General features: G+C 73.1%; 21 protein-coding genes. 16 read left to right on the top strand and 5 right to left on the bottom strand.

Features of this window, described 5'->3' with window-relative positions:
- Nucleotides 1-79 precede the first annotated feature (79 nt).
- The 4 genes from ACFVDM_RS31020 to ACFVDM_RS31035 all read left to right on the top strand — a co-directional run bounded on the left by ACFVDM_RS31020 (nucleotide 80) and on the right by ACFVDM_RS31035 (nucleotide 2,119).
- Entirely contained in the window at nucleotides 80-187 is a 108-nt protein-coding gene (locus ACFVDM_RS31020) for a putative leader peptide (protein WP_351392369.1), read from the top strand.
- A 168-nt stretch (nucleotides 188-355) separates the two neighbouring features.
- Nucleotides 356-1,201 (top strand): sulfurtransferase, encoded by an 846-nt coding sequence (locus ACFVDM_RS31025; RefSeq protein ID WP_383648139.1) that lies wholly within the window; start codon nucleotides 356-358, stop codon nucleotides 1,199-1,201.
- Nucleotides 1,202-1,278: 77 nt separating this feature from the next.
- Nucleotides 1,279-1,566: a DUF1416 domain-containing protein gene (locus ACFVDM_RS31030; protein WP_148837139.1), complete on the top strand. Its 288-nt coding sequence runs from the start codon at nucleotides 1,279-1,281 to the stop codon at nucleotides 1,564-1,566.
- Between the two features lie 229 nt (nucleotides 1,567-1,795).
- Nucleotides 1,796-2,119 carry a DUF3099 domain-containing protein gene (locus ACFVDM_RS31035; RefSeq protein WP_383648145.1) on the top strand — a complete coding sequence of 108 codons (324 nt, stop codon included), beginning with the start codon at nucleotides 1,796-1,798 and terminating at the stop codon, nucleotides 2,117-2,119.
- A gap of 67 nt (nucleotides 2,120-2,186) precedes the next feature.
- On the opposite strand, the gene ACFVDM_RS31040 is transcribed toward ACFVDM_RS31035, so the two are convergent.
- Nucleotides 2,187-2,549 carry a DsrE family protein gene (locus ACFVDM_RS31040; RefSeq protein WP_383648149.1) on the bottom strand — a complete coding sequence of 121 codons (363 nt, stop codon included), beginning with the start codon at nucleotides 2,547-2,549 and terminating at the stop codon, nucleotides 2,187-2,189.
- Between the two features lie 126 nt (nucleotides 2,550-2,675).
- Here ACFVDM_RS31040 and ACFVDM_RS31045 point away from each other — a divergent pair, with 126 nt between their 5' ends.
- The 6 genes from ACFVDM_RS31045 (at nucleotide 2,676) to ACFVDM_RS31070 (ending at nucleotide 7,868) form a co-directional block, all read left to right on the top strand.
- The gene (locus ACFVDM_RS31045) at nucleotides 2,676-3,491 is read left to right on the top strand and encodes a hypothetical protein (protein WP_383648151.1); all 816 of its coding nucleotides are present in this window, start codon (nucleotides 2,676-2,678) and stop codon (nucleotides 3,489-3,491) included.
- A gap of 44 nt (nucleotides 3,492-3,535) precedes the next feature.
- Entirely contained in the window at nucleotides 3,536-4,384 is an 849-nt protein-coding gene (locus ACFVDM_RS31050) for a hypothetical protein (protein ID WP_383648444.1), read from the top strand.
- Nucleotides 4,381-5,289: a hypothetical protein gene (locus ACFVDM_RS31055; RefSeq protein ID WP_383648153.1), complete on the top strand. Its 909-nt coding sequence runs from the start codon at nucleotides 4,381-4,383 to the stop codon at nucleotides 5,287-5,289. Before ACFVDM_RS31050 ends, ACFVDM_RS31055 begins: the two co-directional genes overlap by 4 nt.
- A 246-nt stretch (nucleotides 5,290-5,535) precedes the next feature.
- Nucleotides 5,536-6,108 (top strand): FABP family protein, encoded by a 573-nt coding sequence (locus ACFVDM_RS31060; RefSeq protein WP_383648155.1) that lies wholly within the window; start codon nucleotides 5,536-5,538, stop codon nucleotides 6,106-6,108.
- A gap of 266 nt (nucleotides 6,109-6,374) precedes the next feature.
- A complete protein-coding gene (locus tag ACFVDM_RS31065; RefSeq protein ID WP_383648157.1) occupies nucleotides 6,375-6,842 on the top strand; it encodes a Fur family transcriptional regulator in 468 nt (155 codons plus the stop codon).
- A 60-nt stretch (nucleotides 6,843-6,902) separates the two neighbouring features.
- Entirely contained in the window at nucleotides 6,903-7,868 is a 966-nt protein-coding gene (locus ACFVDM_RS31070) for a YgfZ/GcvT domain-containing protein (RefSeq protein ID WP_383648160.1), read from the top strand.
- A gap of 33 nt (nucleotides 7,869-7,901) precedes the next feature.
- On the opposite strand, the gene dtd is transcribed toward ACFVDM_RS31070, so the two are convergent.
- A complete protein-coding gene (gene dtd, locus ACFVDM_RS31075; RefSeq protein WP_383648162.1) occupies nucleotides 7,902-8,351 on the bottom strand; it encodes a D-aminoacyl-tRNA deacylase in 450 nt (149 codons plus the stop codon).
- Nucleotides 8,352-8,467: 116 nt separating this feature from the next.
- Between dtd and ACFVDM_RS31080 the strand changes: the two genes are divergently transcribed.
- The 5 genes from ACFVDM_RS31080 (at nucleotide 8,468) to ACFVDM_RS31100 (ending at nucleotide 13,154) form a co-directional block, all read left to right on the top strand.
- A complete protein-coding gene (locus tag ACFVDM_RS31080; protein ID WP_383648164.1) occupies nucleotides 8,468-9,133 on the top strand; it encodes an ABC transporter substrate-binding protein in 666 nt (221 codons plus the stop codon).
- A 46-nt stretch (nucleotides 9,134-9,179) separates the two neighbouring features.
- Nucleotides 9,180-10,172 (top strand): asparaginase, encoded by a 993-nt coding sequence (locus tag ACFVDM_RS31085; RefSeq protein ID WP_383648166.1) that lies wholly within the window; start codon nucleotides 9,180-9,182, stop codon nucleotides 10,170-10,172.
- 145 nt (nucleotides 10,173-10,317) lie between these two features.
- On the top strand, nucleotides 10,318-11,571 hold the full coding sequence (locus ACFVDM_RS31090; protein ID WP_383648168.1) for a GNAT family N-acetyltransferase: 1,254 nt from the start codon (nucleotides 10,318-10,320) through the stop codon (nucleotides 11,569-11,571).
- A gap of 98 nt (nucleotides 11,572-11,669) precedes the next feature.
- Complete coding sequence (locus ACFVDM_RS31095) at nucleotides 11,670-12,467, top strand: TetR/AcrR family transcriptional regulator (RefSeq protein ID WP_383648170.1); 798 nt, start codon at nucleotides 11,670-11,672, stop codon at nucleotides 12,465-12,467.
- An 18-nt stretch (nucleotides 12,468-12,485) separates the two neighbouring features.
- Nucleotides 12,486-13,154 (top strand): TetR family transcriptional regulator, encoded by a 669-nt coding sequence (locus ACFVDM_RS31100; RefSeq protein ID WP_383648172.1) that lies wholly within the window; start codon nucleotides 12,486-12,488, stop codon nucleotides 13,152-13,154.
- Between the two features lie 31 nt (nucleotides 13,155-13,185).
- On the opposite strand, the gene ACFVDM_RS31105 is transcribed toward ACFVDM_RS31100, so the two are convergent.
- The 3 genes from ACFVDM_RS31105 to ACFVDM_RS31115 all read right to left on the bottom strand — a co-directional run bounded on the left by ACFVDM_RS31105 (nucleotide 13,186) and on the right by ACFVDM_RS31115 (nucleotide 15,901).
- On the bottom strand, nucleotides 13,186-13,644 hold the full coding sequence (locus tag ACFVDM_RS31105; RefSeq protein WP_383648447.1) for a DUF2199 domain-containing protein: 459 nt from the start codon (nucleotides 13,642-13,644) through the stop codon (nucleotides 13,186-13,188).
- A gap of 70 nt (nucleotides 13,645-13,714) precedes the next feature.
- The gene (locus ACFVDM_RS31110; protein WP_383648174.1) at nucleotides 13,715-15,253 is read right to left on the bottom strand and encodes an MFS transporter; all 1,539 of its coding nucleotides are present in this window, start codon (nucleotides 15,251-15,253) and stop codon (nucleotides 13,715-13,717) included.
- A 156-nt stretch (nucleotides 15,254-15,409) separates the two neighbouring features.
- On the bottom strand, nucleotides 15,410-15,901 hold the full coding sequence (locus tag ACFVDM_RS31115) for a MarR family winged helix-turn-helix transcriptional regulator (protein ID WP_383648176.1): 492 nt from the start codon (nucleotides 15,899-15,901) through the stop codon (nucleotides 15,410-15,412).
- 100 nt (nucleotides 15,902-16,001) lie between these two features.
- Here ACFVDM_RS31115 and ACFVDM_RS31120 point away from each other — a divergent pair, with 100 nt between their 5' ends.
- Nucleotides 16,002-17,120, top strand: a complete 1,119-nt coding sequence (locus tag ACFVDM_RS31120) for a DUF4037 domain-containing protein (RefSeq protein WP_383648178.1) — start codon at nucleotides 16,002-16,004, stop codon at nucleotides 17,118-17,120.
- Nucleotides 17,121-17,301: the final 181 nt, after the last annotated feature.

Genomic DNA, 17,301 nt, shown 5'->3' on the forward strand with positions numbered 1-17,301 from the left:
TCCCACATGTCGGACGATCGTGTCTCAATATACGACACAACGGTGACATGGCCGCCCGGACGTCCCTACGATCGGACCCATGCAGTGCTCTATTAGCGGTCTCCGACAGCGGGGACAGGCGGATCTCACGAAGCGGCGGGCAGTGGACCTGTGCCGCGTCGCCGCCATGCTCTGTCGCACTGTCTGAGCGGGACCTCCGCCGTCCCGCATTCCCGGGCCTCCGACGCCGTTCGTCGAGGCCGTCCCGCGTGGCACCTGTGCACGCGCCCACCGCGCCGCGTACGTCCGGAATCACCACGCACCATCGCGCACCACTCGCATCATCCCGCCGCAGACTGCCCCGGAGGAGAACAGCATGAGCCGCAGTGACGTCCTGGTAGACGCCGACTGGGTCGAGGCCCACATCGACGACCCCCAGGTCGCCCTCGTCGAGGTCGACGAGGACACCTCCGCGTACGAGAAGAACCACATCAGGAACGCGATCCGGATCGACTGGACGAAGGACCTCCAGGACCCGGTCCGCCGCGACTTCATCGACCAGGCCGGCTTCGAGGCGCTGCTGTCCGCCAAGGGCATCGCCAACGACACCACGGTCGTCCTCTACGGCGGCAACAACAACTGGTTCGCGTCCTACGCGTTCTGGTACTTCAAGCTCTACGGCCACCAGGACGTCCGCCTGCTCGACGGCGGCCGCAAGAAGTGGGAGCTGGACTCCCGCGACCTGGTCGACGGCGACCAGGTCCCGTCCCGCCCGGCCACGCAGTACAAGGCCCAGGCGCAGGACGAGTCGATCCGCGCCTACCGCGACGACGTCGTCGCCGCGATCGGCAGCAAGAACCTGGTCGACGTGCGGTCGCCCGACGAGTTCAGCGGCAAGCTGCTCGCCCCGGCGCACCTCCCGCAGGAGCAGTCGCAGCGCCCCGGCCACGTGCCCAGCGCCCGCAACATCCCGTGGTCGAAGAACGCCAACGACGACGGCACCTTCAAGTCGGACGAGGAGCTGAAGGCCCTCTACGAGGCGGAGCAGGTCGATCTGTCGAAGGACACCATCGCCTACTGCCGCATCGGTGAGCGCTCCGCGCTGACCTGGTTCGTGCTGCACCAGCTGCTCGGCCAGGAGAACGTCAAGAACTACGACGGCTCGTGGACCGAGTACGGCTCCCTCGTGGGCGTGCCGATCGAGCTCGGCGCCAACAAGTAATCCCCGTACGGCCGGTCCGCACCCGGACCGGCCGTGCCACCCGGACCGGCACGACCCCCGACCAGAAGGACAGAACCATGTGTGGAGCAAAGGCCGGCGGCCCCGACGCCTCGACGATCAAGCCCGGTGAGACCACCATCCAGGGCAGCGTGACCCGCAACGGCGAGCCCGTCACCGGGTACGTCCGCCTGCTGGACTCGACCGGCGAGTTCACCGCCGAGGTCCCGACCTCGGCGACCGGACAGTTCCGCTTCTACGCGGCCGAGGGCACCTGGACGCTCCGCGCCCTGGTCCCCGGCGGCAGCGCCGACCGCACGGTCGTCGCGCAGACGGGCGGCCTCTCCGAGGTGGCCATCGCCGTCTGAGCAGGGCCGGCGGGTCGCTGCCGCCGAACCGGCCGGAGGGCCGCACCCCAGGGGGTTGGACGCTTCCTGAGCGGGGTGCGGCCCTTCGCGCCGTCCGGAGCGTGGCCGGGGGCGGCTTCGGGTCCGTGGTCGGGTGCGTGGGCCTGTGCGCGATCCGGTCCGCGACCGGGTCCGCGATCGGTCCGTCCTTGGACCGGCCGGGTGACGGAAACGGGCCTACGCTGGAGTCATGTACCGCCGACGCCGGCGCGCCTACTTCCTGATGATGGCCGGATGCCTCGTGCTCTTCGTCTCGGCCTGGTCCTTCGTGCGGCTCTGGTCGATGCCGGCCGCGATCGCGATGTGCGTGGTGGCGATGGTGATCCCGCCCTTCGCGGCGATGGTCGCCAACCGGAAGGGCCCGGAGGACCGCTGGTGGGACGAGCCCGCGCGGCGCACCCGGCCGCCCGAGCGGACGCGCCGGACCGAGGAGCCGCCGGTGCGGCAGGGGCCCACGGGCGATCCGGAGTCCGACGCCTGGTGGGACGAGCTGGACGGCAGACACCGCCGCTGAACGGTCCCCGGCCGGTGGCGGACCGTGGACACCACCGCCCAACGGCCCCCGGGACGGTGGCGGACCGTCAGTAGACGAGCGCCTGGACGCCGTCCGCCATGATCTCGCTGACGAAGACCTGGGCGCCCGCGATCCGCACGCCCTCCAGGACGTCCGCCTCGGTGATGTCGCGCCGGGCCGCGCACTGCGTGCACAGTGTGATGAGCCCGCCCGCCTGGATCGACTCGATCAGGTCCGGCAGCGGCGCCGCGTGCGGCAGTTCGAACTCCGCGGCCCGCCCCGGGAGCGCGAACCACGCGGACTCCCCGGTCAGCCAGAGCGAGACCTCCACCCCGCTCGCCACGGCCACCGCCGCGACGGTGAACGCCTGCGAACAGCGCTCGGCGGAGTCGGCACCTGCGGTCACCTTGATCACGAGCTTCTTCGGCATATGCCGAACTGTAATCCCCTGCCGTACAACCCCGTTGGCGCCCCGGCGGTCAGGTGGATGCACAGGTAACGGAACCCGTGCCTCAGGTCTCGTGGGGGGACCCCAAAAGTGAATCCGAACGACACAGTGTCCGACGAACAGGCGGAGCCGCCCGTTCCGGTGGGGGTGGCGGAACCGACGGCACCGCCGGAACCGGCCGCTTCCCCGAAGCGGCGCCCGCGCGGACGTACGACGCTGATCATCGCGGCCGCGGCCGTGCTGGGCATCGCGGCCGGTGCGGCCGTCGGCTTCGACATCCAGGCCGGACGCGCCCCGACGCCGCTCGCCGCGCTCTCGCAGCCGGGGCTCGGGTACCCGGCGAAGGCCCTGCCCGCGGGCCGGGCGCCCGAACCGCTGCCCGCCTCGCAGGACCGCCGGGTCCGCGCGGACGGCGATCTGCGCACACTGCTCGTGCCCCGGCCGGCCGGCTGGCGCGAGAGCAAGGACGTACCCGAGATCCGGGACGGCTGGATCACGGTCGACGACTATGTGCGCGACTTCGAGAACGACTCGTACATGTTCGGCAGTCTTCTGGAGGCGGACATCCGCCGGGTCGCGGCCGCCGCCTGGACGAAGGACGAACACCGCGTGGCGAGCGTCATGCTGGTGCAGTTCCGCGCCGGTACGGCCATGTCGGCCGACCTGCACGCCGCCGACCAGCGCTCCTACATGCCCGACCCGAAACACGGCGCGGGCAACACGGGAGACGCGCTCAAGGGCAGCATCGACGGCCGCTACTACCTGTACAAGGCCGACCGGGAGCCGGGCTACCTGCCGCTCTACCGGGCCAGGGCCGTCTTCGACCGCGGGGACATCATGGCCGAGGTCAATCTGGTCGACACCGAACCGATCAGCAAGAAGGACATCCGTACGCTGGCCGAGCAGCAGCTGGAGCGCCTGTGAGCAACGACGACGCCGCCCCGGAGCAGGGCCCCGCGCCCGAAGCCGTGACCGCAGCCGTTCCGGAGACGGTGCCCGCTCCCGCAGCCGAGCCCGTTCCCGCAGCCGCGCCCGCCCCCGAAGCCGTGCCCGAGTCCGCGCCGCCCGTCCGCAGGAGCGGTGTGCGGCGGGTGGTCCTCGCGGCGGTCCCCGTCGTGCTGGTGCTGGCCGCCGTCGCCGGAGCGGCCGTGTACACGAAGGCCACGGTCGACGGCGCCGACCGCACGGTGCCGACGAGCCTCTGGTACGAGGACGGGAAGGGGCCGGGCCCCGACCCGGCCGGTGACGTCTCGCGCGGCCGGACCACCACCGAACTGAGCAGGCTGCTCCTGCCGGTGCCCCGGAACTTCCGGCTCGGCCCGGACTCCGGGGTGCACGGAAACGACAGCGAACTGAGCGGACGCGCGGCCACCGCCGAGATGAAGGAGAGCGCCCGGGGGCTGGCCGGCAAACAACGCCGGGAGCTGGAGAAGCGCATCGACAAGCTGCGCGTCCAGGGCCTCGCCATCCGGACGTACGCGCAGGACACCAACGACCTCGTCGTCAAGACGGAACTGGTGCGGATGAAGGACACCAAGGCCGTCCGGGACCTGTACACGACGCGGACCGGTCTCTTCGAGGCCGTCGGCTTCTTCCGGAAGGGACCGAAGGTCGCCGGCCACACCAGGACCGCCCGGTGCTTCCTGGCGCCCAAGGAGAAGGAGAGCGGGGTCGAGCGCATGACCTGCATGGCGTTCGACGGAGAGATCACCCTCACCTTCACGGCGTCCGGCACCAAGCCCTTCGACGCGTCCGCCGTCGTCGGGCTGGTGAAGGACCAGCTCGACCACCTCACGTCCCCGGGGGAGTACGTATGACCGAGCAGACGGCCGCACCCGCATCGCAGCCGCCCGAGCAGGCGGAGCCGCCGCATCAGGCACTGCCGCCCCAGCCGCCCCAGCTTCCGCCCGTGCCTCTGCTGCCGCCGGTTCCGGTCCCGGCCGTGGTGGCGCCCGCGCCCCGGCCGCCGCGCCGGGCGCTGCGGGCCGTGGCCCGGTGGACCGCCGCCGTGCTGGTCTTCGGCGCCTTCGGGGCCGGTACGGCCTACGCCCTCGCCTCGGCGGACCGCGGCGACGTACCGGGGCTGGCGACCGAGAGCGACGGGCGCTGGGACTACCCCCGGCTGAGCCTGCCCGCGCTGCCGGCCGGCGCGCCCCGCCCGTTCACCGAGGGCAACACCGCCGAGGTCCACCACGCGGACCTGCGCCGGCTGCTGCTCCCGGCCCCGGCCGGGGCGACGCCGGACACGAAGCTGACGGGCGGCTGGATCGGCACCGAGCAGTTCCTCGCCGCGTTCGCGAAGGGCTCCCGCGCCGATCTCCGCCTCCAGCTCAAGGAGTCCGCCGTGCGGCACATCGCGGCGCGCGGCTGGACCATGCCGGACGGCACGTCCACGCGGATCTATCTCCTCCAGTTCAACTCGACGGCCTTCGCCGACGACTTCCGGGACACCCGGTACATCGGCACGACGCCCGGGGACGCGCTGACCGGCGCGGAGCACATGGACCTGGACGAGACGTGGAAGGGCGGCGGGAAGGTCCCGGAGACGTCGACGTACGTCTTCGACGAGCCGAAGCCGTTCGGCGCGGCCCAGGTACGGGAGGGCTTCGTCGTCGCGGGCGACACGATCGGCCTGGTCGTCCAGGAGCGGAAGGGCGCCGCGGGCACCCCGCGCGTCCCCTTCCACCAGACGCTGATCCTCCAGAACCAGCTGCTGGGCTGACGGACGGCGGCAGGGCCCCGGCACGCCCCGGAACGGCGTGCCGGGGCCCCACCCATTAGGCTGGTCCCCGGCCCCGTACTGCCGCCATACCGCTCGTTCAAGGAGCTCCACGTGCTTGAGGCATTCTTCTCCGCCCTGCTGGTCCTCGTGTGCGTGGGCGTCCTCGCCTTCGCGGCCGTGACCGTGAAGAAGCTGTACCAGGGTCAGCGCTAACCCCCTCCGCCTCACCGATCGATTGAGCCGCTCATGATCGAGATCCCGTCCGACCTCCACCCGGACCTCGTGCCGCTGGCCTTCCTGCTGGGCAACTGGGCGGGTGCCGGGGTGTCCGACTTCCCCGGTGCCGAGAAGTGCAACTTCGGCCAGGAGGTCACCTTCAGCCACGACGGCCGGAACTTCCTGGAGTACGCCTCGCACTCCTGGGTCCTGGACGACCAGGGCAACAAGGTCGCCCCGCTGGAGTCGGAGACCGGCTACTGGCGCATCGACAAGGACCGCAAGGTCGAGGTCGTCATGGCCCGCGACCAGGGCGTCATCGAGATCTGGTACGGCGAGCTGGCCGACAAGAAGCCGCAGATCGACCTGGTCACCGACGCGGTGGCGCGGACCGCCGCCTCCGGCCCGTACAGCGGCGGCAAGCGGCTCTACGGCTATGTGAACAGCGACCTGATGTGGGTCGGCGAGAAGGCGACCCCCGAGGTCGAGCTGCGGCCGTACATGTCGGCGCACCTGAAGAAGGTCGTCACCCCGGAAGAGGTCGAGGCCATGGCGAAGAGCCTGGGCGACCTCCCGGACGACGGCATCGCGTTCTTCAAGTAGTCCACGGGCACCCCGGGGCCGGCGTCCGCACGGCCCCGGGGCGCCGTATTTCCACGCAGGGCAGGAACGTCGGGCCGGACGCGCCCCAGGGGCGCGTCCGGCGGATCAGGGCCGGGGGCGCGACGCCTGGCACGGCACCTCGCGGCGTTGCCGGAACGCCCGGATAGCTCCGCTATCAGGACGCTCCGGCGCCTTGCGATGCACCGCACCAGACGCCGTGCCCTGATCCGGCCCTGATCCGCCGGACGCGCCCTAGACTGGAGCCTGTGGTGAGCACCGACTGGAAGTCCGATCTCCGGCAGCGCGGCTACCGGCTGACGCCGCAGCGGCAGCTTGTCCTGGAAGCGGTCGACGCGCTGGAACACGCCACGCCCGACGACATCCTCTCCGAGGTGCGGCGCACGGCGTCCGGGGTGAACATCTCGACGGTCTACCGGACGCTGGAGCTCCTGGAGGAGCTGGAGCTGGTCAGCCACGCCCATCTGGGCCACGGCGCGCCGACCTACCACCTGGCCGACCGGCACCACCACATCCACCTGGTCTGCCGCGACTGCGCGGACGTCATCGAGGCCGATGTCGACGTCGTCGCCGAGTTCACCGAGAAGCTGCGCGGCGCCTTCGGCTTCGAGACGGACATGAAGCACTTCGCGATCTTCGGCCGCTGCGCGGACTGCACGGCGAAGGCGGCGGCGGCCGACGAGGAAGCGAAGCGGACGGCCCCCGCCGCCGAGTGACCTCCGGCCCGGTGCCGCCTGGGTGAACGGCCCGTGCCGGGACGGTCGTACGCTGGTCGTATGAAGAGCCCCCTGCTGTCCCTGCCCGGCGCCGTCCCCGCCGAAGGCCGCGACGAAGGCGTCGCCGCGCACTACGGCGACCTGTTCCGCGAGCAGCGCGCCCTCGCCGACGGCTCCGGCCTCGTCGACCTCTCCCACCGCGGTGTCGTCACCGTCTCGGGGAGCGACCGGCTGGCCTGGCTGCACCTCCTGATCACCCAGCACGTCAGCGAACTGGCCCCCGGCCGCGCCACCGAGGCCCTGGTCCTCACGGCGAACGGCCACATCGAGCACGCCCTGTACCTCGTCGACGACGGCGAGACCGTGTGGATGCACGTCGAGCCGGGCACCCAGGGCGAGCTGATCGCCTATCTGGAGTCGATGAAGTTCTTCTACCGGGTCGAGGTCGCCGACCGCACCGAGGACGTCGCCGTGGTGTACCTCCCGGCCGGTTCGATCGCGGAGGTACCCGAGGGGGCCGTCGTACGGGAGACGGCGTACGGCCGCGACCTGTTCCTGCCGCGCGGCTCGCTGGAGGCGTACGCGGCCGACAACGGCCCGGCCGTCGGCGTCCTCGCCTACGAGGCGCTGCGGGTGGAGGGCCACCGGCCCCGGCTCGGCTTCGAGACCGACCACCGCACCATCCCGCACGAGCTGGGCTGGATCGGCACCGCCGTCCACCTCCAGAAGGGCTGCTACCGGGGCCAGGAGACCGTGGCCCGGGTGCAGAACCTGGGCAAGCCGCCGCGGCGGCTGGTCTTCCTGCACCTGGACGGCAGCGAGGTCGTGCTGCCCGGCCACGGCGCCCCGGTCCGGCTCGCGGCGGACGGCCCCGAGGGCCGTCAGCTGGGCTTCGTCACCAGCTCCGCCCGCCACCACGAGCTGGGGCCGATCGCCCTGGCGCTGGTGAAGCGGAACGTGGCGGTGGACGCGGAGCTGCTGGCCGGGGACACGGCGGCGGCGCAGGAGACGGTCGTCGAGCCCTGAGGTTCCGCGCGGGCCGTCCGGGCCCGCCGCCGCTCAGACCTCGATGAGAACGGTGAACGGGCCGTGGTTCGTGAGCGAGACGCGCATGTCCGCTCCGAACCGGCCCGTCTCCACGTGCGCGCCCAGCGCCCGCAGCTGCGCCACGACCTCGTCGACCAGCGGTTCGGCGATCTCGCCGGGCGCCGCCGCGTTCCAGGTGGGCCGGCGGCCCTTCCGGGCGTCCCCGTAGAGAGTGAACTGTGAAATCACCAGAAGCGGTGCGTTCACGTCGGAGCAGGACTTCTCGCCCTCCAGGATCCGCACCGACCAGAGCTTGCGGGCCAGCTGGGCCGCCTTCTCCGGGGTGTCCCCGTGCGTGACTCCGACCAGGACACACAGGCCCTCGCCGACTATTTCGCCGACGACGGCCGTACCGTCGCCCCCGTCACCGGCGCCGGCCACCGAGACGCTCGCGCCATCCACCCTCTGTACCACTGCACGCATACAGACCAACCTATCTTGGGCTGAACGGGTACAGAGCACCTCCACGGGACCCCTCGGAGTGGCACCATGCACGGAGGCGGTGTGCCGACGCACCGGTCGAGGGGATGGACACAAGCATGAGCACGTATGGAACCGGGCAGTCCCCGGGCACAGTGCCGGTTGCGCGCCCCGGCGTCAACAGCGGTGTCAGTACGAGTACCGGTACGGGTGCGGGCATCGGCACGGGGACGGCGGGCGCGAGCACCCTGCGCCCGCCCGTGCAGCGGACCGGGCACGGGTCCGAGGAGGGGCCCGGCGGCCCGGCGGCGCCGGATCTGGGCGGGCTGCGGCTGCCGGAGCTGCGGGCGCTGCGGCGCGCGTCGCAGCGGGACGAGGCGGATCTCAGCTATGTGCGGCGGCTCGTGCAGGGGCGGATCGACATCCTCCGGGCGGAGCTGGCGCGGCGGCGGGATCCGGAGACCCCGGTGGTGGACCGGCTGTCCGAGATCCTGGCGGACGCACCCTCGCCGCATCGTTCCTCCGCCCGGCACGTCACGCTCGGCCCGCCGCGCAGCGACGAGTACCGCAGGCTGGCGGCGGAGACGCTTGCGGAGGTCGAGCTGTCCGACCTCGACGCCCGGACGGACGAAGAGCTGCACACCGCGATGGGGCGGCTGGTCCGCTACGAACAGCAGGTCTCCCGGCGCCGGCACCGGCTCCAGCGCACCGCGGACGATTGCGGCGCGGAGATCGCCCGCAGGTACCGTGACGGAGAAGCACAAGTAGACGACCTGCTCGCCTGAAGCGATCCTTCCGGGGGCGGGTCCCGCCCGTCCCCGGAAGGCCACCATGACCTCCAGCGCAGCTCCGTCCGCCATATCCGAGCCGGGCGCGGTCCCGCCGGTTCCGCCCGTCCTGGCCGAGGTGGTCCGCTCCGGTTTCGTCGAGGGGCATCACCGGGGCTCCCTGGTGCTGCTGGACGCGGACGGCGGTGTGGAGCGGACGCTGGGCGATCCGTACGCCCCGGTCTTCCCCCGCTCCTCCAACAAGCCGATGCAGGCGGCGGCGGTGCTGCGGGCCGGTCTCGACCTCTCCGGGGAGCGGCTGGCGCTGGCCGCCGCGAGCCATTCCGGCGAGGGCTTCCACCTCGATCTGGTCCGCACGATGCTCGCGGAGCACGGCTTCGGGCCCGAGGACCTCCAGACCCCGCCCGATCTCCCGCTGGACCCGGTGGAGGCGGAGGCCTACCTCGCGGCGGGGCACGTCCGGGAGCGGCTCACGATGAACTGCTCCGGCAAGCACGCGGCGATGCTCGCGGTCTGCGCGCGCAACGGCTGGGACCCGGCGACGTATCTCGACCCGGACCACCCGCTCCAGCGCCTCGTCCACCAGGTGGTGGAGGAGGCGGCGGGCGAACGGATCGCCGCGGTCGGCACGGACGGCTGCGGGGCGCCGCTGATGGCGTTGTCGCTGGTGGGGCTCGCGCGGGCGTTCCGTACGTTCGTGACGGCGGCGCCGGGGACGGCCGAGCGGCGGGTGGCGGACGCGATGCGGGCGCACCCGGAGTACGTGGCCGGGACCCGGCGGCCCGACACCTGGCTGATGCGGGAGGTGCCGGGGACGCTGTCGAAGATGGGCGCGGAGGCGGTGCAGGCGGTGGCGCTGGCGGACGGCAGGGCCCTCGCCTTCAAGATCGACGACGGCGCGGGCCGGGCCCTGGGCCCGGTGCTGGCGCGGGCGCTGGGGCTGCTGGGCGTGGACGCCCCGGTGGTGGCGCGGATCGGCCGGGCGCCGCTGATGGGCGGGGCGGCGGAGGTCGGGGAGATCCGCGCGGTGTTCTGAGGGGGTCCGGCCCGCTTGTGTACCGGCCCGAAAGCACGGGTCCCTGTGCACCCGCCCCCGGGCCTGCCGGGGGCGTTCCGGCCCTGCCGCGCACCCGTACGAAAAGCGGGCGACATACCCACCCCGGCTGTTTAGCGTGAGGGGCATGACCAGCCTCGATGTCCGTCCCGTCCGTGAAGCCGAGTTCGCCGAGTGGCTCCGCGCCCTGAATACCGGCTTCCTGCGGGTGCCGACCCCGTCGCGGGAGGAGGTGGAGGGCCGGCTGCCGCACATGGACCTGGCGCGGGTGCGGGGCGCGTTCGACGGGGGGCGGTGCGTGGCGACGTTCCGCTCGTTCGCGCAGGAGCTGACGGTGGTCGGCGGGGCGACGGTGCCGACGGACGCGGTCACGAACGTCACGGTGACCCCGACGCACCGCCGGCGCGGACTGCTCACGCGGATGATGGCGGCGGACCTGGCGGAGGCCAAGGAGCGCGGCGACGTGGCGGCGACGCTGATCGCCGCCGAGTACCCGATCTACGGGCGGTACGGGTTCGGGCCCGCGGCCTGGACCACCGAGTGGGAGGTCGACGTCCACCGCACCGGCCTGGATCTCGGTGCCCGGGTGCCCTCGGCGGCGGACGGGGGCCGGATCGACCTGGTGGACGGGGCGGAGGTGCGCGCGCTCGGCCCGGCGCTCCACGACCGGCTGCGGGCCGCCCGGCACGGTGCGGTGAGCCGGGGTGCGCGGTGGTGGGACCTGTACACCGGTCAGGCGCTGTTCCCGGGCGACCCGTGGACCGAGCCGTTCCACGCGGTGTACCGGTCGGCCGGGGGCAGCGTCGACGGTCTGCTGACGTACCGCGCGGACGGCACCTGGGGCGACGCCAAGCAGCCGCTGAACCGGGCGACCGTGCGCAGCCTGGACGCGGTGACCCCGGAGGCCGAGCGGGCCCTGTGGCACTACCTCTGCTCGATCGACTGGATCGCCACGGTCCGCACCGGCCACCGTGCCCCCGACGACCTCCTCCCCCTCCTCCTGCCCGACCCCCGCGCCGCCCGCACCGTCACCCACGCGGACTTCCTCTGGATCCGCGTCCTGGACGTCGTCCGGGCCCTGGAGGCACGCACCTACGCCGTCCCCGGCTCCCTCGTCCTCGACGTCCACGACCCCGCCGCCCTCACCGGCGGCCGCTACCTCCTGGACGCCTCCCCGGACGGCGCGAGCTGCACCCCCACCACCCGCTCCGCCGATCTCGCCCTGGACATCCGCGAACTCGGCACCCTCTACCTCGGCGACGAGAGCGTCTCCCGCCTGGTCGCCCTGGGCCGCGTCGAGCAACTGACCGAGGGCGCCGCCGCCCGCGCGGACGCCATGCTGCGGGCGGGGCGGCGGGCCTGGTGCCCGGATGTGTTCTAGCGCGTGTCCGGAGTTCCGCGTCGTCCGCCCCGAGGGACGCGTCGCCGTGTTGAGGTGACGCGTCCCTAGGATGGGCGCCGAGGGAAGGCGGGGTGCGGGTGACGCGTGGGGAACGGGCGTCGGGGGACACGGGCCTGCCGGTGAGCATCGAGAGGGCCTGGGGGCTGCGGGCGAGGCCGGCGAAGGGGCCCCGGCCCGGTCTGAGCCTGGAGCGGATCGTGGACGCGGCGGTGGGGATCGCGGCGGCCGAGGGGCTCGGCGGGGTGTCGATGGGGCGGGTGGCCAAGGAGCTCGGGGCGTCGACGATGTCGTTGTACCGGTACGTGGCCGCCAAGGACGAGCTGTACGTGCTGATGCGGGAGGCGGCCCTGGGGCCGCCGCCCCCGTTGCCCGCCCCGGAGGAAGGGGCCGGCTGGCGTGCGGCGCTCGCGCAGTGGGCCTGGGCGCAGCGGCGGGTCCTCCACGCGCATTTGTGGATGCTCCGCGTCCCCGTCGTCGGCCCGCCGGTGAGCCCGCACTCGGTCGCCTGGTGGGAGCAGGGGCTCCAGGTGCTGGAGGGCACCGGTCTGGAGCCCGGCGAGCAGTTCTCCGTGCTGATGCTGGTCAGCGGGTTCGTCCGGAACGAGGCCCTGGTGCGTGCGGACCTGGACGCGGCCGTCGAGGCGCGGGGGGTCCCGGCCGAGGAGGTCAGGGCGGGGTACGCCCGCACGCTGGGCCGGCTGGTCGACCCGGAACGCCATCCCGCCCTCTCCCGGCTCGCCGCCACCGGGGGCATGGGGGCGCCGGGCGACCCGGACCACGACTTCCGGTTCGGGCTGGAGAGGGTCCTTGACGGGATCGACGTCCTGGTGCGGTCGCGGACGCGGTCCCCGGGGCGGGGCGCCGGGCACGGCTGAGGCCGGCGCGTACCCTTCATGGCCATGAACGCAGAGAAGCCCGGATCCGCGGCGCGGCCGTCCCGGTCCGAGCCCGCCGCGCCGCTGGGGCTGCGCGAGCGGAAGAAGCAGCTGACCTATCAGGCCGTCTCCGAGGCGGCGATCTCGCTGTTCCTGGAGCGCGGTTTCGACAAGGTCTCCGTCGCCGAGGTCGCGGCCGCCGCGGACATCTCCAAGCCGACGCTGTTCCGGTACTTCCCGGCCAAGGAGGACCTGGTACTCCACCGGTTCGCCGACCACGAGGACGAACCCGCCCGGGTGGTCGCCTCCCGCGCGTCCGGCGAGACCCCCCTGGACGCGCTGCTGCGCCATGTCCTCGACGGACTGGAGCGCCGCGACCCGGTCACCGGGCTCTGCGACGTGCCGGCGGTCCTGGACTTCCTCCGGCTGCTGTACGGGACGCCGTCCCTGGTGGCCCGGATGTACGCGTACCAGAGCCGCTCCGAGGCGGCGCTCGCCCGCGCCCTCGGCGACGGGACGGGGGACCGGCTGGCGGCCGGTCAGATCATCGCCGTGCTGCGCATCCTGGCGCTGGAGAACTGGCGGCGGATCGACGAGGGCCGCACCGCCGACGCGCTGTACGCGCAGGCGGTCCGCGAGGCCGAGGACGGTTTCGCGCAGCTGCGGTCGGGGCTGGAGGGGCGGTAGGGGCGTCCGGGCCGGGTACGGGAGGCGGGAGCTAGCGGCTGTCGTCCGCGTGCTGGACCGCCTCGGCTATCTCCCGTACCCGGTCCAGTGTGATGCCGGTGCGCTGCTCCACGGCGAGCGGGTGGTCGGTCGGTTCCAGTTCGATGCGCGGGCGCCGGCCGATGGGGCGGGTGTGGGCGTTGGTCTTGAGGTTGGTCGTACGGGGGGTGTACAGGCCCAGTTCGGTGGTCAGCCAGCCGAAGTACGGCTTCTCCGACTCCCGGCCCGGGGTCTCCCACATGTCCAGCGCCCGGCCGAAGTTCTCCCTGCTCAGCGAGACCCAGACCCCCCAGGAGAACGGCTCCGGGCTGTCGGTCACGGGTATCTCGATCAGGCCTTTGATGAAGTAGTGCTCGTGCCTGACGATGCACTGGTCCGAGGAGAGCATGCTGTCCGGATCGTTCTCCAGGCTCGCGTCCCACACGTCGGGCGCCATGGTGGAGTACCCCATCGGGAGTTCCGGGTGGTGTTCGCCGCAGCGGGAGCAGGTGTAGCCGGGATCGGTAGCCATGGGCGGGATCCTAATGGGGCAACGGAGGTGTGTGAGCCTCGTGTTCCGGTTCGGCGGGGGTGCGGAGGGGTCCGTCGGCGGCGGGTGCCGGGACGGGGCGGGCCGGTGCCGGGCGGGCCGGACGGCGCAGCACGGTCAGGGCCACCAGCAGGGCGGCGGCGAGGAGTCCGGCACCGACGGCGAAGGCCAGGTGGTAGCCGCCGGTCAGCGCTTCGGCCCGGTCGTGGCCGTCCGCGAGGAGGGTGCTGGTCCGGGACGCCGCGAGGGTGGAGAGGACGGCGACGCCGGCGGCCATGCCGAGCTGCTGGGTGGTGTTGAAGAGCCCCGAGGCGAGTCCGGCGTCCTTCTCGCCGGCCCCGGACATCCCGAGCGTCGTCAGCGCGGGGAGCGCGAGTCCGAAGCCCGCGGCGAGCAGCATCAGCGGCAGCAGGTCCGTGGCGTAGTGGGCGTGGACGGGGAGCCGGGCGAGGAGCCCCAGCAGGGCCGTCAGCATGGCCAGGCCCGCCGCCAGCACCCGCCGTTCACCGAAGCGCGCGATCAGCCGCGCCGAGATCCCGAGCGACACCGCGCCGATGGTCAGGGCGGCGGGCAGCATCGCGAGCCCGGTGGCGGTGGCGCCGTAGCCCCGTACCCGCTGGAGGTACAGCGCGACCAGGATCTGGAAGGAGAACAGCGCGGCCACCATCAGCATCTGGACCAGATTGGCGCCCGCGACGCTGCGCGAGCGCAGGACGCGCAGGGGCAGGAGCGGGGTGGCGGCCGTGGCCTGGCGCACGGCGAAGGCGGCGATCAGGGCGAGGGCGAGGGCCCCGAGCCCGAGCGTGTGGGCCGACAGCCAGCCGTACGACTCGACGCGGACGACGGCGTAGATGCCCGTCATGACCCCGGCGGTCACCAGGAACGCGCCGAGCGCGTCGGCTCCGGCCGCGAGTCCGGGGCCCCGGTCGGCGGGCAGGACGCGGGCGGCGACGAGGAGCGTGCCGATGCCGATGGGCAGGTTGATGAGGAAGATCCAGTGCCAGCCGAGCGCGTCGGTGAGGACGCCGCCGAGCACCTGGCCGAGTGAGGCGCCCGCCGAGCCGGTGAAGCTGAACACGGCGATGGCGCGGGCCCGTTCGCGGCGTTCGGTGAACAGGGTGACGAGGATGCCCAGGCCGACCGCCGAGGCCATCGCGCTGCCCGCGCCCTGGAGGAAGCGGGCGGCGATCAGCAGCGCGGGGGAGCCGGCGGCGCCCGCGAGGACGGAGGCGGCGGTGAAGACGCCGGTGCCCGCGAGGAACATGCGCTTGCGGCCGATGAGGTCGCCGAGCCGCCCGGAGAGCAGCAGCAGTCCGCCGAAGGCGATCAGGTAGGCGTTGACGACCCAGCTCAGGGCGGAGGGGGTGAACCCCAGGCCGTTCTGGATGGCTGGCATCGCCACGGTCACGATCGAGCCGTCGAGCACGGTCATCAGCAGACCGGTGGCGATCACGCCGAGGGCGAGGCGGCGCGTGCGGGGCGAGCCGGGGGTGGGGTCGGGGGCGAGGGCAGGGGGATGCGGGGCGGACATGGGGCTCTCCTGTCGGTCGGTGCGACAAGAGAGAAAGTAGCAGATGGTTTTGTTGCAGACTATTTCTTTCGGTTCTTGTTTTCGGGCATACCGCGGCCGGGGGAGGGCGTCCTCGTGGTTCTCGTGGTTCTCGTGGGCCCCGTCGGCCCCGGCGGGCTACTTCCGGCGGTTCTGGCGGGCCCGGCGGGCTGTGTGGGGAAGCTCGGACGGGGTGGCGAGATGCCCGCCGGCCAGCCGCTCCAGCGCGCGCAGCAGGGTGGTCCGGTCGGATTCCGGCAGGCTGCCCAGCGCGTCCGTGTGCACCCGGTCGACGATCTCCTGGCTTCGGGCGGCCAGTTCCGCGCCCTTCCCGGTGACGGCGATGATCCGCGCCCGGCGGTCCCGGCTCGACGGCCGGCGCTCCGCCAGTCCCGCGCTCTCCAGGGCGTCCACCGTCACCACCATCGTGGTCTTGTCCATGTCGCCGATCTCGGCGAGCTGGATCTGGGTGCGCTCCTCCTCCAGCGCGTGGACCAGCACGCAGTGCATGCGCGGGGTGAGTCCGATCTCGGCGAGCGCCGCCGACATCTGGGTGCGCAGCACATGGCTGGTGTGGTCGAGGAGGTAGGAGAGGTCCGGTGCGGTGCGCGCGGGTGCCATGGCCGTCATGTCCGCCAGCGTAACAATTCGGTCTGTGACAGATCGTCCGCAAGTGGACGGCCCGCGAAAACCGCTGGCCGCTTCCGCCGGAGGGTCGCAGAGTGACCGTATGCCCGCTGCCGAACCCGCCTTCCTGCCCGGTCTCGACCTCTCCCGGATCCTGTACGAGGAGGCGGTGCGGCCCCTCCTCGACGAGGCCTTCCCCGGTCTGCCGTACGCCGCCGCGCGGATCGGACCCGGCTCGGAGGTCCTGGGCTTCGACACCGCGCGCTCGGCCGACCACGACTGGGGACCGCGTCTGGACCTCTTCCTCGCGCCGTCGGACGCGGCGGCCCACGGCGAGGCGATCCGGCGGCTGCTCGCGGACCGGCTGCCGAAGCGGGTCCGGGGCTGGTCCACCCATTTCGCCCCGGCCGCCGACCCGCTCGACCCGGCGGCCCACATGACCGCGTCGGACGGCCCGGTCGACCACCGCGTGGCCGTGCACGCGCTCGGGGACTGGCTCGTCGCGGAGGTCGGCCAGGACGCCGCCGCCTCCGAACCGGGCGTACGGGACTGGCTCGCCATGCCCCAGCAGCGGCTCGCGGGCGTCACCGCCGGGGCGGTGTTCCACGACGGCCCCGGCGACCTGACCACCGCGCGGACCCGGCTGGCCCGCTACCCGGACGAGGTCTGGCGGTACGCGCTGGCCTGCCAGTGGCAGCGGATCTCCCAGGAGGAGGCCTTCGTCGGGCGCTGCGCCGAGGTGGGGGACGTGCTCGGTTCGGCCGTCGTCGCCGCCCGGCTGGTCCGCGATCTGATGCGGCTGAGCCTGCTGCTGGAGCGGCGCTACGTCCCGTACACCAAGTGGCTCGGGAGCGCCTTCGCCCTGCTGGACGCCGCCGGGGAACTGACCCCCCTGCTGAGCGGCGCGCTGGCCGCCACGGACTACCCGGAGCGGGAGCGGCTGCTGTGCGCGGCGTACGAGGCGGTGGCCGTCCGGCAGAACGCGACGGGTCTGGTCGACCCGGTGGACCCGTCCCCGCGCCCGTACCACAGCCGTCCGTTCCTCGTCCTGCACGCGGAACGGTTCGCCCGCCCGCTGGCCGACTCGCTCACCGACCCGGAGCTGCGCGGACTGCCGCTGACGGGGACCGTCGACCAGTGGGCGGACAGCACGGACCTGCTGACGGGGGCGGACGCGCGGACGCTTCGGTCGGCGAGCGCGGCGGTGCGCGGAGGAGCGTGAGCGGCGCGTAGGGAGAAGGGGTGCGGAGGGAGAGGGGACGCGGAAGGCGGGGGGACGCGGGCGGCATCGGCCGGTGGACGGGAAAACCCGTGGCGGGTCCGGGGCCGGCGCACCTAGCCTGACGGCCCGTGACCCATGATCGGAAGGCGTCCGGCGACGGACGGCACGGGGCGGTGGCGGC

It is taken from the genome of Streptomyces sp. NPDC057682, assembly GCF_042799575.1.
Taxonomy (GTDB): domain Bacteria; phylum Actinomycetota; class Actinomycetes; order Streptomycetales; family Streptomycetaceae; genus Streptomyces.